The sequence below is a fragment of the Pseudomonas sp. PDM17 genome, assembly GCF_014851985.1.
GTDB lineage: Bacteria > Pseudomonadota > Gammaproteobacteria > Pseudomonadales > Pseudomonadaceae > Pseudomonas.
In genome coordinates this window covers 931,717-945,688 of sequence record NZ_JACVAT010000002.1, presented here as the reverse complement: position 1 = coordinate 945,688, position 13,972 = coordinate 931,717, and the positions used below count along the sequence as shown (strand labels likewise).

Below are 13,972 nucleotides of genomic sequence, written 5' to 3'. Positions count from 1 at the left end.
TTGGGAGCGAGGTGAAGTCATGTTGAATCGAGAGCTCGAAGTCACCCTCAATCTCGCCTTCAAGGAGGCGCGGGCGAAGCGGCATGAGTTCATGACCGTTGAGCACTTGCTGTTGGCGCTTCTTGATAATGAGGCTGCCGCAACGGTTCTGAAGGCGTGCGGTGCGAATCTGGACAAACTGCGGCGAGACCTGCAGGAGTTCATCGATTCCACCACGCCGCTGATCCCCCAGCACGACGAGGATCGCGAAACCCAGCCAACCCTGGGTTTCCAGCGCGTCCTGCAGCGTGCCGTATTCCACGTGCAGAGTTCCGGCAAGCGCGAAGTCACCGGCGCCAACGTGCTGGTCGCCATCTTCAGCGAGCAGGAAAGCCAGGCGGTGTTCCTGCTCAAGCAGCAGAGCGTCGCTCGGATCGACGTGGTCAACTATATCGCCCATGGCATCTCCAAGGTGCCGGGTCATGCCGAGCATCAGGACAGCGAGCAGGAGATGCAGGACGAGGAGGGCGGCGAGTCTTCCACTTCCAGCCATCCGCTGGATGCCTATGCCAGCAACCTGAACGATTTGGCGCGCCAGGGTCGCATTGATCCGCTGGTCGGTCGTGAGTCGGAAGTCGAGCGCGTCGCGCAGATCCTCGCTCGTCGCCGCAAGAACAATCCGCTCCTAGTGGGTGAGGCGGGTGTCGGCAAGACTGCCATCGCTGAAGGCCTGGCCAAGCGCATCGTCGACGGCCAGGTGCCGGACCTGCTGTCCGACAGTGTCGTCTACTCCCTGGATCTGGGCGCGCTGCTGGCAGGCACCAAGTACCGCGGCGACTTCGAGAAGCGCTTCAAGGCGCTGCTCAATGAGCTGCGCAAGCGCCCGCACGCGGTGCTGTTCATCGATGAAATCCACACCATCATCGGTGCTGGTGCGGCATCGGGCGGGGTGATGGATGCGTCCAACCTGCTGAAGCCGCTGCTGTCGTCCGGCGAGATTCGCTGCATCGGCTCGACTACCTTCCAGGAATTCCGCGGCATCTTCGAGAAGGATCGCGCGCTGGCTCGTCGTTTCCAGAAGGTCGATGTCACCGAGCCGTCCGTCGAGGATACCTTCGGCATCCTGAAGGGTCTGAAGCCGCGCTTCGAGCAGCACCACCACATCGAGTACAGCGATGAAGCGCTGCGTGCCGCTGCCGAGCTGGCTGCCCGCTACATCAATGACCGGCACATGCCGGACAAGGCCATCGACGTGATCGACGAGGCGGGCGCCTACCAGCGTCTGCAGCCGGAAGAGAAGCGCGTGAAGCGCATCGAAGTGCCGCAGGTCGAGGACATCGTCGCGAAGATCGCGCGGATTCCGCCCAAGCACGTGTCCAGCTCCGATAAAGAGCTGCTGCGTAACCTGGAGCGTGATCTGAAGCTGACCGTGTTCGGCCAGGCCGCGGCCATCGAGTCGCTGTCCACTGCCATCAAGCTGTCACGCGCCGGCCTCAAGTCGCCTGACAAGCCTGTCGGCTCCTTCCTGTTCTCCGGTCCGACCGGGGTGGGCAAGACCGAGGTGGCTCGTCAGTTGGCCAAGGCGTTGGGTGTGGAGCTGGTGCGCTTCGACATGTCCGAGTACATGGAGCGGCATACCGTGTCCCGTCTGATCGGCGCGCCTCCGGGCTATGTCGGTTTCGACCAGGGCGGCCTGCTCACCGAAGCAATCACCAAGACGCCGCACTGTGTGCTGCTGCTGGATGAGATCGAGAAGGCGCATCCGGAAGTCTTCAACCTGCTGCTGCAGGTGATGGATCACGGCACTCTGACCGACAACAACGGGCGCAAGGCGGATTTCCGCAACGTCATCCTGATCATGACCACCAACGCTGGTGCAGAAACTGCGGCGCGGGCTTCCATCGGCTTCACGCAGCAGGACCACTCCACCGATGCCATGGAAGTGATCAAGAAGAGCTTCACACCGGAGTTCCGCAACCGCCTGGACACCATCATCCAGTTCGGCCGCCTGAGTCACGAGACCATCAAGAGCATCGTCGACAAGTTCCTCACCGAGCTGCAGGCGCAGCTGGAGGACAAGCACGTGCAGATCGAGGTCAGCGATTCGGCGCGCGGCTGGCTGGCCGACAAGGGCTACGATCCGCAGATGGGTGCTCGTCCGATGGCGCGGCTGATCCAGGACAAGATCAAGCGGCCGTTGGCCGAAGAGATCCTGTTCGGCGAGCTGGCCGAGCACGGCGGAGTGGCCCATGTGGATCTGAAGGATGGCGAGCTGGCCTTCGAGTTCGAAGTGATCGCCGCAGAACCGGCCTGACGAGTATTAATCAGGCTCAAACGAAAACGCCCGGCACTGCCGGGCGTTCTTCTGTGCGCCGGCTTTTGCCGGCACCTACCGTCTGTCAGCGAGCGCGGTAGGTGATGCGACCCTTGGACAGGTCGTAGGGCGTCAGTTCAACGCGAACTTTGTCGCCGGTCAGGATGCGGATGTAGTTCTTGCGCATCTTCCCGGAGATGTGCGCGGTAACGACGTGCCCGTTCTCCAACTCCACGCGGAACATGGTGTTGGGCAGGGTGTCGACGACAGTGCCTTCCATTTCGAAGCTGTCTTCTTTCGACATGCAGTAGAACCCTCGGTATCTATGGTTGCCTGAAGTTTCAGGGCATTAAAAAAGGCACACATTGTGCCTGAAATCGCCCCACAACGCCAATGGCTGTTTTCGCTTCAGTTCAGCGCTACCCAACGCTGGTTCACGAAAAGCTCGATCGGGCGGTACTGGGTCTTGTAGTTCATCTTCCGGCAATTCTTGATCCAGTAGCCCAGGTAGACGGCGTGCAGGTTCAGGCGTTCGGTCTCGGCGACCTGCCAGAGGATGGCGAATCGGCCGAGGCTGCGGCGCTCTTCGTCCGGGTCGTAGAAGGTGTAGACCGCGGAGAGACCGTTGGGCAGGACGTCAGTCACCGCGACGGCAAGCAGTCTGCCGTGGAGGCGGAACTCGAAGAAGCAGCTGAACGGCAGGTCACGCACGAGGAAGGTGGCGAACTGGTCGCGACTGGGTGGGTACATGTCCCCGTCTGCGTGGCGCTGCTCGATGTAGCGCATGTAGAGGGCGTAGTACTCCTCGGTGAAGGCGGGGCGCTTGCGGACGACTTCCAGGTCGGCGTTGCGCTTGATGATGCGCTTCTGCTGGCGATTCGGCTGGAAGCCGGCGGCCGGAATGCGCGCCGGGATGCACGCGGTGCAGTGTTGGCAGTGCGGCCGGTATAGGTGCTCGCCGCTGCGCCGGAAGCCCACCTCGGACAGCGAGGCGTACAACTGCGCGTCCATGGGCTGGCTGGGGTCGAGGAACAGGGTGGTGGCCTGCTCCTCGGGCAGATAGCTGCATGGATGCGGTTGCGTGGCGTAAAACTTCAGGCGGGCGAGCTCGGTCATCTTCAACCCCTGCGAGGTCCCTCAGGCAAGTTTAAGACAGGCTGAGCGGGTCCGCCTGCGAAGTCCAGTCCTGCGAGGGTGTTTCGTCGAGATGACGGCGCAGGTAGCTGGCGAATTCGCGGCGGGAGATAGGGCGGGCGCCGAAACTGTGCAGGTGCTGGGTCGGCATCTGGCAGTCGATCATCACGAAACCGGCGGCCTTCAGGCGCTGTACCAGGGCGACGAAGGCGGCCTTGGAGGCATTGTCGGCGCGGCTGAACATGGATTCGCCGAAGAACAGGCGACCGATGGCTAGCCCGTAAAGCCCGCCGACCAGTTCATTGCCGTGCCAGGCTTCCGCTGAGTGGGCAATACCCAATCGGTGCAGTTGGCAGTAGGCGTCCTGCATCGGCGTAGTGATCCAGGTGCCGTCCGCATAATCGCGTGGTCCGGCGCAGCCGTGGATGACCTGCTCGAAGGCCTGGTCGATGGTGATCTGGTACTGCTGCTGGCGGATGAACTTGGCCAGGCTGCGGGAGACGTGCAGTTCTTCAGGAAACAGAACAGTGCGCGGGTCCGGTGACCACCAGAGGATCGGCTGGCCATCCTGGTACCACGGGAAGCAGCCGTGGCGATAGGCCTGGATCAGGCGCTGCGGGTTGAGGTCTCCGCCGGCCGCAAGCAGCCCGTTGGGCTCGTGCAGAGCCTTGTCGAGGGGCGGAAAATCGAAATTGCTGCGGGAAAGCCACTTGAGCATAGGGAGGAGGGGAGGGTGAGCCTCCCCTTGCGCCGATCAGTTGTCGTCGAGGAACTTTTCGGCGTCCAGCGCGGCCATGCAGCCGGCCCCGGCGGAAGTGATCGCCTGGCGGTACACGTGGTCGGCCACGTCGCCGGCGGCGAACACGCCGTCGATGCTGGTCAGGGTCGCGTTGCCTTCGGCGCCGCCCTTGATCTTCAGGTAGCCGTCATGCATTTCCAGCTGGCCCTTGAACAGGTCGGTGTTGGGCTTGTGGCCGATGGCGATGAACACGCCGGACAGGTCCAGCTGGCGGGTTTCGCCGCTTTCGGCGTCCTTCAGGCGAACGCCGATCACACCCATGTTGTCGCCCAGGACTTCGTCCAGGGTGGTATTCCAGTGCAGGCGTACGTTGCCGTTCTTGGCTTTCTCGAACAGCTTGTCCTGCAGGATCTTCTCCGAGCGCAGCTTGTCGCGACGGTGGATCAGGTGGACTTCCTTGGCGATGTTGGACAGGTACAGCGCCTCTTCCACGGCGGTGTTGCCGCCGCCGACCACGCAGACGACCTGGTTGCGGTAGAAGAAACCGTCACAGGTAGCGCAGGCGGAAACGCCCTTGCCCATGAAGGCCTCTTCGGAGGACATGCCCAGGTACTGGGCCGAAGCGCCGGTGGCGATGATCAGCGCGTCGCAGGTGTAGGTGCCGCTGTCGCCCTTGAGGGTGAAAGGCTTCTGCTGCAACTCGGCGGTGTGTATGTGGTCGTAGACGATCTCGGTATCGAAACGCTTGGCGTGCTGCTCCATGCGCTGCATCAGGGCGGGACCGGTCAGGCCTTCGACGTCGCCGGGCCAGTTGTCGACCTCGGTGGTGGTGGTCAGCTGGCCGCCGGGCTGGATGCCGGTGATGACAACAGGCTTGAGGTTGGCGCGCGCGGCGTACACGGCCGCGGTGTAGCCCGCGGGGCCGGAGCCCAGGATGATCAGGCGCGAATGCTTGACTTCACTCATAAAAAGACTCCATAAGCCTTTGTCACGTAAGAGAATGCATGCTCCAATTGAGCAGCCGAAAAGCGGTGTTGGGCTATGCTACACCGAACCCCGGAAAGCCGGCAAAAGCGCAGTCAGGCACACCCGGGTTCGCTGGCATCGGCCGGCCAAAGCCGTACAATAGGCCCGTTTCGCGGCCCAACGACTCTCGGACGCGCGTATAGCGCAGGAATAGAAGCGTTTTGAAGGACACCACAGCAAGCCATGCCGCCGCCTGGCGCCAGCAATTGCACTACCGTCTGAAGGAAGGGGCCCTGATCGCGCTCGGCGCGCTCTGCCTTTACCTCTGGATGGCACTGCTCACCTACGATTCCTCCGATCCGGGCTGGAGCCACTCCAGTCACGTCGAACAGGTGCAGAACGCGGCCGGCCGCCTGGGCGCGTTGAGCGCGGACATCCTGTTCATGGTGCTGGGCTATTTCGCCTACCTGTTCCCGCTGCTGCTGGCGGTGAAGACCTATCAGGTCTTCCGCAAGCGCCACGTGGCCTGGCAGTGGAGCGGCTGGCTGTTCTCCTGGCGCCTGATTGGCCTGGTGTTCCTGGTCCTGTCCGGCTCCGCGCTGGCTTACATCCATTTCCACACCAGCGGTGCCCATATGCCGGCCACGGCTGGCGGGGCGCTGGGCGAGAGCCTTGGCCAACTGGGCATCAATGCGCTGAATGTGCAGGGCAGTACGCTGCTGTTCCTGGCGCTGTTCCTGTTCGGCATGACGGTGTTTGCCGACCTGTCCTGGTTCAAGGTGATGGACGTCACCGGCAAGATCACCCTCGATCTGTTCGAGCTCATCCATAACGCCACCAACCGCTGGTGGAGCGCCCGTAGCGAGCACAAGCAGCTCGTCGCCCAGTTGCGTGAAGTCGACGAACGCGTGGCCGAAGTCGCTGCCCCCATCGTTGCCGACCGCCGTGAGCAGGCCAAGGTCAAGGAGCGCCTGATCGAGCGCGAGGAGGCGCTGGTCAAGAGCGTGCAGGAGCGCGAAAAGCGTGTGGCGCCGAAGATCGACGTCCCGCCACCGCCCACCAAGCCGGCCGAGCCGAGCAAGCGTGTGCTGAAAGAGAAGCAGGCGCCGCTGTTCGTCGATACCGCCGTGGAAGGCACGCTGCCGCCGCTATCGATCCTTGACCCGGCGTCGGAAAAGAAACAGAGCTACTCGCCCGAGTCCCTGGAGGCCATGTCGCGCCTGCTGGAGATCAAGCTCAAGGAGTTCGGTGTCGAGGTTATCGTCGAGTCCGTGCACCCGGGTCCGGTGATCACCCGTTTCGAAATCCAGCCGGCCGCCGGCGTGAAGGTCAGCCGTATCTCCAACCTGGCCAAGGACCTGGCGCGCTCGCTGGCCGTAATCAGCGTGCGCGTGGTGGAAGTCATCCCCGGCAAGACCACCGTCGGCATCGAGATTCCCAACGAAGACCGGCAGATGGTGCGCTTCTCCGAAGTGCTGATGACGCCGGAATACGACGAGCACAAGTCCACTGTGCCGCTGGCCCTGGGGCACGACATTGGCGGCAACCCGATCATCACCGACCTGGCGAAGATGCCGCACCTGCTGGTGGCGGGTACCACCGGTTCCGGTAAGTCGGTGGGCGTGAACGCCATGCTGCTGTCGATCCTGTTCAAGTCCACGCCCGAAGAGGCGCGGCTGATCATGATCGACCCGAAGATGCTGGAACTGTCGATCTACGAAGGCATTCCGCACCTGCTCTGCCCGGTGGTCACCGACATGAAGGAGGCCGCCAACGCGCTGCGCTGGAGCGTCGCCGAGATGGAACGCCGCTACAAGCTGATGGCGGCCATGGGTGTGCGTAACCTCGCAGGCTTCAATCGCAAGGTGAAGGACGCGGAGGAGGCCGGCACCCCGCTGACCGACCCGCTGTACCGCCGCGAGAGCATGGAAGACGAAGCACCGCTGCTGCAGACCCTGCCGACCATCGTGGTGGTGGTCGACGAATTCGCCGACATGATGATGATTGTCGGCAAGAAGGTGGAAGAGCTGATCGCCCGTATCGCCCAGAAGGCGCGTGCGGCGGGCATCCACCTGATCCTGGCGACCCAGCGTCCGTCGGTGGACGTGATCACCGGCCTGATCAAGGCGAACATCCCGACCCGTATCGCCTTCCAGGTCTCCAGCAAGATCGACTCGCGCACCATCCTCGACCAGGGTGGCGCCGAGCAGCTGCTGGGTCACGGCGACATGCTCTACCTGCCGCCGGGCACCGGCCTGCCGATTCGCGTCCATGGCGCTTTCGTCTCCGACGACGAAGTACACCGCGTTGTCGAGGCCTGGAAGCTGCGTGGCGCGCCGAACTACATCGAGGACATCCTCGCCGGCGCCGAAGAAGGCGGTGGCGGTTCGTTCGAAGGCGGCGGTGGCGGCGAAAGCGGCGAGGGCAGCGAGGACGATCCGCTCTACGACGAGGCCGTGCGCTTCGTGACCGAAAGCCGCCGGGCTTCGATCTCCGCCGTGCAGCGTAAGCTGAAGATCGGCTACAACCGCGCCGCGCGGATGATCGAGGCTATGGAAATGGCCGGTGTGGTTACTCCGATGAATACCAATGGCTCGCGCGAAGTAATGGCGCCGGCCCCGATCCGTGATTGATTCGACTTCGAGGATTTCGATGCGTCTGATCCGCCTGTTGTTCGTTGCTGCGCTGGCTGTTGCCGGCGTCCAGGCCCATGCCGACGAGGCTGCTGCGCAGCGCCTGAGCGGGATGCTCACCAAGGCCCAGACAATGACCGCGCGCTTTTCCCAGTTGACCCTGGACGGCAGCGGCACCCGCCTGCAGGAAACCGCCGGCACCCTGGGCCTGAAACGTCCGGGGCTGTTCCGGTGGCACACCGATGCTCCGAACGAGCAGCTGTTGATCTCCAATGGCGAGAAAATCTGGCTGTACGACCCGGACCTGGAACAGGTGACCATCCAGAAGCTCGACCAGCGCCTGACCCAGACCCCGGCGTTGCTGCTCTCCGGTGATGTTTCGAAAATCGGTCAGAGCTTCGATATCACCGCCAAAGATGGCGGCAACGTGGTCGACTTCACCCTCAAGCCGAAGTCCAAGGACACCCTGTTCGACAGCCTGCGGATTTCCTTCCGCAGTGGCGTGGTGAACGACATGCAGTTGATCGACAGCGTCGGCCAGCGCACTAACATCCTGTTCTTCGACGTGAAGATGAACGAGGCGATGGACGCCAAGCAGTTCGTCTTCGATGTGCCCAAGGGTGTCGACGTCATCCAGGAGTGACCGGTACTGCGTGTCTGCGTCAAGTACCCGGCTTTGAGTGATAAATAGGTAAGACCTTGGATCTGTTCCGCTCCGCCCCCGTTTCCCAGCCCCTGGCTGCGCGCCTGCGCGCGACCAGCCTGGACGAGTACGTCGGCCAGGAGCACCTGCTTGCCCGCGGCAAGCCGCTGCGCGAGGCGCTGGAGCAGGGCGCGCTGCACTCGATGATCTTCTGGGGCCCGCCCGGAGTCGGTAAGACAACCCTGGCGAAGCTGCTGGCCCAGGTTACCGATGCGCATTTCGAGACCATCTCCGCGGTGCTCTCGGGCGTGAAGGAAATCCGCCAGTCGGTGGAAGTGGCCAAGCAGCACGCCGCGCAGTACGGCCGCCGCACCATCCTTTTCGTCGACGAAGTGCACCGTTTCAACAAGAGCCAGCAGGATGCCTTCCTGCCCTATGTGGAAGACGGCACGCTGATTTTCATTGGCGCGACCACCGAGAACCCGTCCTTCGAGTTGAACAACGCGCTGCTCTCCCGCGCCCGCGTCTATGTGCTGAAAAGCCTGGACGAAGCGGCCCTGCGCCGACTGGTCGAGCGCGCGCTGACCGAAGAGAAGGGGCTGGGCAAGCGCAACCTGAGCCTGCCTGACGACAGCTTCGCCATCCTGATGGCTGCCGCCGATGGCGATGGCCGGCGCCTGCTCAACCTGCTGGAGAACGCCTCCGACCTCGCCGAGGACAACAGCGAGATCAGTGCCGAGCTGCTGCAGAACCTGCTGGGCGACTCGCGTCGGCGCTTCGACAAGGGCGGCGAGGCCTTCTACGACCAGATCAGCGCGCTGCACAAGTCGGTGCGTGGCTCCAGTCCTGATGGTGCGCTGTACTGGTATTCGCGCATGCTCGATGGTGGCTGTGACCCGCTGTACATCGCCCGTCGTGTGGTACGCATGGCCAGTGAGGATATCGGCAATGCCGATCCGCGTGCCCTGACCCTGTGCCTGCACGCCTGGGATGTGCAGGAGCGCCTTGGCAGCCCCGAAGGTGAATTGGCGATTGCGCAGGCTATCGTGTATCTGGCCTGCGCGCCGAAGAGCAATGCCGTCTACAACGCCTACAACACGGCGCGTCGTGACGTGGCGGAGAGCGGCTCGCTGGAAGTGCCGCTGCATCTGCGCAACGCACCGACCAAGCTGATGAAGAACCTGGGCTATGGCGACGAGTACCGCTATGCCCATGATGAGCCGGATGCCTATGCGGCCGGAGAAGACTACTTCCCCGAGTCCATGGAACCGCGCCAGTATTACCAACCCGTGCCGCGCGGGCTCGAACTGAAGATCGGCGAAAAGCTGCGCCATCTGGCCAGCCTCGACAAGGCCAGTTCCCGCCGTCGCAGAAAATCCTGAAGTGGCGCCCGCGAGCGCCGCCTGACACTAGACACGAGAAGACACCATGCTCGATTCCAAACTGGTTCGTACCCAGCCGCAGGAAGTGGCCGAACGCCTGGCCACCCGCGGCTTCACTCTGGACGTGGCGCGCATCGAAGCGCTGGAGAGCCAGCGTAAATCCGTGCAGACCCGCACCGAGACCCTGCAGGCCGAGCGCAACTCGCGCTCCAAGGCCATCGGCCAGGCCATGAAGAATGGTGAAGACGTCGCACCGCTGAAGGCCGAGGTCAACCGCATGGCCGAGGAGCTGGAGTCCGGCAAGCGGGAGCTGGACGCCATCCAGGCCGAGCTGGACAGCCTGCTGCTGAACATCCCGAACCTGCCCCACGAGTCCGTGCCGGTGGGGGCTGATGAGGAAGAGAACGTCGAAGTCCGTCGCTGGGGTACCCCGCGCACCTTCGATTTTGACATCAAGGACCACGTCGCCCTGGGCGAGCAGCACGGCTGGCTGGACTTCGAGACCGCCGCGCGGCTGTCCGGTGCCCGCTTTGCGCTGATGCGCGGCCCGATCGCCCGCCTGCACCGCGCCCTGGCGCAGTTCATGATCGACCTGCATACCCGCGAACACGGCTACGAAGAGGCCTACACCCCGTACCTGGTGCAGGCTCCGGCGCTGCAAGGCACCGGCCAGCTGCCGAAGTTCGAGGAAGACCTGTTCAAGATTCAGCGCGAAGACGAAGCGGACCTGTACCTGATCCCGACCGCCGAAGTCTCGCTGACCAACATCGTTGCCGGCCAGATCCTCGATGCGAAGGAGCTGCCGCTGAAGTTCGTCGCCCACACGCCCTGCTTCCGCAGCGAAGCCGGTGCGTCGGGCCGCGATACCCGCGGCATGATCCGCCAGCACCAGTTCGACAAGGTCGAGATGGTGCAGATCGTCGAGCCGTCCAAGTCCTGGGAAGCCCTGGAAAGCCTGGTCGGCAACGCCGAGAAGGTCCTTCAGGCCCTGGAGCTGCCGTACCGCGCCCTGGCGCTGTGTACCGGCGACATGGGCTTCGGTGCGGCCAAGACCTATGACCTCGAAGTCTGGGTGCCGAGCCAGGACAAGTACCGCGAGATTTCCTCCTGCTCCAACTGCGGCGACTTCCAGGCCCGCCGCATGCAGGCGCGCTACCGAAACCCGGAAACCGGCAAGCCGGAGCTGGTGCACACCCTCAACGGCTCGGGCCTGGCCGTGGGTCGTACCCTGGTCGCCGTGCTGGAGAACTACCAGCAGGCCGACGGCTCGATCCGCGTGCCGGAAGTGCTCAAGCCGTACATGGCGGGCATCGAGGTCATCGGCTGAGATGGACTTCCTGCCGCTGTTCCACATCCTGCGCGGACGTCGCGCGCTACTGGTCGGCGGCGGTGATGTCGCACTTCGCAAGGCGCGCCTGCTGAGCGACGCCGGCGCAGTGCTGCGAGTCGTGGCTCCGGAAGTACATTCGGAGCTGCGTGAGCTGATCGAGGAGGGCGCGGGTGAATTGCTCCTGCGCCCCTACGCTCAGGGCGACCTCCAGGATTGCGTGCTGGTGATTGCCGCCACCGACGATGAACCGCTCAATGCCCAGGTTTCCCGCGACGCCAGCGAGCGTGGCATTCCGGTCAATGTCGTCGATGCGCCGGCCCTGTGCAGTGTGATCTTCCCGGCCATTGTCGACCGGTCGCCACTGGTGGTGGCGGTTTCCAGTGGCGGAGATGCGCCGGTGCTGGCACGCCTGCTGCGCGCCAAGCTGGAAACCTGGATTCCCGCGACCTACGGCCAGCTGGCCGGTCTCGCCAGCCGCTTCCGCGAGCGCGTGAAGCAGCGCCTGCCGGACCTGCAGCAACGCCGCAAGTTCTGGGAGGAGGTGTTCCAGGGCCCGGTCGCCGAGCGCATGATCGCCGGCCAGCCAAGCGAAGCCGAGCGCCTGCTGGCGGACAAGCTGGAATCGCCGCAGGCCGAGCCTCGCGGTGAGGTCTATCTGGTCGGCGCCGGTCCGGGCGATCCCGACCTGCTGACCTTCCGCGCCCTGCGCCTGATGCAGCAGGCCGACGTGGTGCTCTACGACCGCCTCGTTGCGCCGGCCATCCTCGAGTTGTGTCGCCGTGACGCGGACCGACTCTACGTCGGCAAGCGCCGTGCGGACCACGCCGTGCCGCAGGACGAGATCAATCGCAAGCTGGTCGAGCTGGCCCGGCAGGGCAAGCGCGTGCTGCGCCTGAAGGGCGGCGATCCGTTCATCTTCGGCCGTGGTGGCGAGGAGATCGACGAACTGGCGGCCAATGACATCCCGTTCCAAGTCGTGCCGGGTATTACGGCGGCCAGCGGTTGCGCGGCCTACGCCGGCATTCCGCTGACTCATCGTGACTACGCACAATCCGTGCGCTTCGTGACGGGCCACCTGAAAGACGGCAGCACCGACCTGCCGTGGAACGATCTGGTCGCCCCGGGGCAGACTCTGGTGTTCTACATGGGTCTGGTTGGCTTGCCGGTCATCTGCGAGCAACTGGTGCGTCACGGTCGTTCCGCCGATACGCCGGCGGCGCTCATCCAGCAGGGCACCACGGTGCATCAGCGCGTGTTCACTGGCACCCTGGCGAACCTGCCGGAGCTGGTGGCCGAGCATGAAGTGCATGCACCGACTCTGGTGATTGTCGGGGAGGTAGTGCAGCTGCGTGAGAAGCTGGCGTGGTTCGAGGGGCAGCAGTGATATCCCTGCGCGTTGCGATCCTGGGCGCTGCGTGTGCGCTGAGTTGCTTCGCCTTACCGGCCCATGCGGCCAGCTTCGACTGCAAGAAGGCCAAGCAAGCGGACGAGAAGGCCATCTGCGCGGATCGCCAGCTTTCCGAGATGGATGTGCAGGTGGCGACTACCTACCGTCTGCTGCGCGGCCTGTTCGCCATGGGCATGCGCGGCAACCTGGGTGACTCCCAGCTCGCCTGGCTGGAGCAGCGCCGCGCCTGCGGCGCCAAGAAGGCCTGCCTCAAGCAGCGCTACCAGGAGCGCCTGGACGCGCTGCAGAAGGTCTACGACGGTATCGACAAACCGATCTGACTCGGTGCTCCTGCAGGCGCGGACCTTGTCCGCGAATTGCGGGCGCGGCCCGCTCCCACAGCAGCGGTGCTGCTAGTCAGCCCTTGCGCGCGATCCCTTTACTCGGCAGGTGGTCCCGTCCGTGCGGTCCGGTGAAGTCCTGCAGCGGGCCGAGTGGCACGACGCCGGTGGGGTTGATGGTGCGGTGGCTGGCGTAGTAGTGGTTCTTGATGTGCTGGAAATCCACGGTTCCGGCAACGCCCTCCAGTTGATACAGCTCGCGCAGCCAGCCGGACAGATTCGGGTAGTCCGCCAGGCGCCGTAGGTTGCACTTGAAGTGGCCGTGGTAGACCGCGTCGAAGCGGATCAGTGTGGTGAACAGCCGCACGTCGGCTTCGGTCAGGTATTTACCGGCCAGGTAGCGCTGCTTGCTCAGGCGCTCTTCCAGCCAGTCCAGTTCGTTGAACAGGGTCTTGAAGGCCTCTTCGTAGGCGTCTTGCGTCGTCGCGAAACCGGCGCGGTACACGCCGTTGTTCACTGTCGGGTAGATACGCTCGTTCAGTTCGTCGATCTGCGTGCGCAGCGGCTCCGGGTAGAGGTCCAGCGGGTTGCCGGTGATGCCGTCGAAGGCGCTGTTGAACATGCGGATGATCTCCGCCGATTCGTTGCTGACGATGCGTTGCTCGTGCTTGTCCCACAGCACCGGCACGGTCACGCGGCCGGTGTAGTTCGCGTCGTCCCTGGTGTAGCGCTGATGGAGGAAGGTCAGGCCGTCGAGCTTGTCGCCCGTGGAGCCGAGGGCTTTGTCGAAGGTCCAGCCGTTTTCCAGCATCAGCCAGCTGACCACCGAAACGTCGATCAGCGATTCCAGGCCCTTGAGCTGGCGGTAGATCAGCGTGCGGTGGGCCCAGGGGCAGGCCAGGGATACGTAGAGGTGATAGCGGCCGGCTTCGGCGCGGAAGCCGCCTTCGCCGGTGGGGCCGGGCTGGCCGTCAGCAGTGACCCAGTTGCGGCGCTGCGCGTTCTCGCGCTGGAAGCGGCCGTCCTTGCTGGTGTCATACCACTGGTCATGCCAGCGGCCATCGATCAACTGTCCCATCTCATTGCTCCAGAACACGGGGGAGATGGGACCAGTCTATCGGCTG

The 13,972-nt window shown here is 64.0% G+C and carries 12 protein-coding genes; 7 read left to right on the top strand and 5 right to left on the bottom strand.

Translation table 11 applies throughout. The features are described from left to right. Nucleotides 1-19 precede the first annotated feature (19 nt). The gene (gene clpA / locus IB256_RS10040; protein ID WP_081520476.1) at nucleotides 20-2,293 is read left to right on the top strand and encodes an ATP-dependent Clp protease ATP-binding subunit ClpA; all 2,274 of its coding nucleotides are present in this window, start codon (nucleotides 20-22) and stop codon (nucleotides 2,291-2,293) included. A gap of 85 nt (nucleotides 2,294-2,378) precedes the next feature. Here the strand turns inward: clpA and infA are convergent, their stop codons facing one another. The 4 genes from infA to trxB form a co-directional block, all read right to left on the bottom strand. After that, nucleotides 2,379-2,597: a translation initiation factor IF-1 gene (gene infA, locus IB256_RS10035; RefSeq protein WP_002553999.1), complete on the bottom strand. Its 219-nt coding sequence runs from the start codon at nucleotides 2,595-2,597 to the stop codon at nucleotides 2,379-2,381. Between the two features lie 104 nt (nucleotides 2,598-2,701). Next, entirely contained in the window at nucleotides 2,702-3,409 is a 708-nt protein-coding gene (locus IB256_RS10030; RefSeq protein ID WP_138215506.1) for an arginyltransferase, read from the bottom strand. A 31-nt stretch (nucleotides 3,410-3,440) separates the two neighbouring features. Beyond that, on the bottom strand, nucleotides 3,441-4,145 hold the full coding sequence (aat, locus tag IB256_RS10025) for a leucyl/phenylalanyl-tRNA--protein transferase (RefSeq protein WP_192402392.1): 705 nt from the start codon (nucleotides 4,143-4,145) through the stop codon (nucleotides 3,441-3,443). Between the two features lie 36 nt (nucleotides 4,146-4,181). Next, the gene (gene trxB / locus IB256_RS10020; protein WP_081520473.1) at nucleotides 4,182-5,132 is read right to left on the bottom strand and encodes a thioredoxin-disulfide reductase; all 951 of its coding nucleotides are present in this window, start codon (nucleotides 5,130-5,132) and stop codon (nucleotides 4,182-4,184) included. A 221-nt stretch (nucleotides 5,133-5,353) separates the two neighbouring features. Here trxB and ftsK point away from each other — a divergent pair, with 221 nt between their 5' ends. From ftsK to IB256_RS09990, 6 genes are read left to right on the top strand one after another with little or no spacing between them, the layout of a single operon-like run. Beyond that, nucleotides 5,354-7,765, top strand: a complete 2,412-nt coding sequence (gene ftsK, locus IB256_RS10015) for a DNA translocase FtsK (protein WP_192402388.1) — start codon at nucleotides 5,354-5,356, stop codon at nucleotides 7,763-7,765. A 19-nt stretch (nucleotides 7,766-7,784) separates the two neighbouring features. Then, nucleotides 7,785-8,408 carry an outer membrane lipoprotein chaperone LolA gene (gene lolA / locus IB256_RS10010; protein ID WP_192296183.1) on the top strand — a complete coding sequence of 208 codons (624 nt, stop codon included), beginning with the start codon at nucleotides 7,785-7,787 and terminating at the stop codon, nucleotides 8,406-8,408. Nucleotides 8,409-8,464: 56 nt separating this feature from the next. Beyond that, entirely contained in the window at nucleotides 8,465-9,790 is a 1,326-nt protein-coding gene (locus IB256_RS10005) for a replication-associated recombination protein A (protein WP_045214802.1), read from the top strand. Nucleotides 9,791-9,836: 46 nt separating this feature from the next. After that, entirely contained in the window at nucleotides 9,837-11,117 is a 1,281-nt protein-coding gene (gene serS, locus IB256_RS10000; protein ID WP_081520469.1) for a serine--tRNA ligase, read from the top strand. Between the two features lies 1 nt (nucleotide 11,118). Continuing rightward, nucleotides 11,119-12,504 carry a siroheme synthase CysG gene (gene cysG / locus IB256_RS09995; RefSeq protein WP_192402379.1) on the top strand — a complete coding sequence of 462 codons (1,386 nt, stop codon included), beginning with the start codon at nucleotides 11,119-11,121 and terminating at the stop codon, nucleotides 12,502-12,504. Then, a complete protein-coding gene (locus IB256_RS09990) occupies nucleotides 12,504-12,848 on the top strand; it encodes a lysozyme inhibitor LprI family protein (protein WP_285887717.1) in 345 nt (114 codons plus the stop codon). Before cysG ends, IB256_RS09990 begins: the two co-directional genes overlap by 1 nt. Before the next feature lie 76 nt (nucleotides 12,849-12,924). Here IB256_RS09990 and IB256_RS09985 read toward each other — a convergent pair whose 3' ends face one another. Next, nucleotides 12,925-13,926 carry a glutathione S-transferase family protein gene (locus IB256_RS09985; protein WP_192402377.1) on the bottom strand — a complete coding sequence of 334 codons (1,002 nt, stop codon included), beginning with the start codon at nucleotides 13,924-13,926 and terminating at the stop codon, nucleotides 12,925-12,927. Nucleotides 13,927-13,972: the final 46 nt, after the last annotated feature.

What these genes read in the sequence shown, in the direction of transcription:
- clpA (WP_081520476.1), top strand. Translation starts at nt 20, where the DNA reads ATGTTGAATCGAGAGCTCGAAGTCACCCTCAATCTCGCCTTCAAGGAG.
- infA (WP_002553999.1), bottom strand. Translation starts at nt 2,597, where the DNA reads ATGTCGAAAGAAGACAGCTTCGAAATGGAAGGCACTGTCGTCGACACC.
- IB256_RS10030 (WP_138215506.1), bottom strand. Translation starts at nt 3,409, where the DNA reads ATGACCGAGCTCGCCCGCCTGAAGTTTTACGCCACGCAACCGCATCCA.
- aat (WP_192402392.1), bottom strand. Translation starts at nt 4,145, where the DNA reads ATGCTCAAGTGGCTTTCCCGCAGCAATTTCGATTTTCCGCCCCTCGAC.
- trxB (WP_081520473.1), bottom strand. Translation starts at nt 5,132, where the DNA reads ATGAGTGAAGTCAAGCATTCGCGCCTGATCATCCTGGGCTCCGGCCCC.
- lolA (WP_192296183.1), top strand. Translation starts at nt 7,785, where the DNA reads ATGCGTCTGATCCGCCTGTTGTTCGTTGCTGCGCTGGCTGTTGCCGGC.
- serS (WP_081520469.1), top strand. Translation starts at nt 9,837, where the DNA reads ATGCTCGATTCCAAACTGGTTCGTACCCAGCCGCAGGAAGTGGCCGAA.
- cysG (WP_192402379.1), top strand. Translation starts at nt 11,119, where the DNA reads ATGGACTTCCTGCCGCTGTTCCACATCCTGCGCGGACGTCGCGCGCTA.
- IB256_RS09985 (WP_192402377.1), bottom strand. Translation starts at nt 13,926, where the DNA reads ATGGGACAGTTGATCGATGGCCGCTGGCATGACCAGTGGTATGACACC.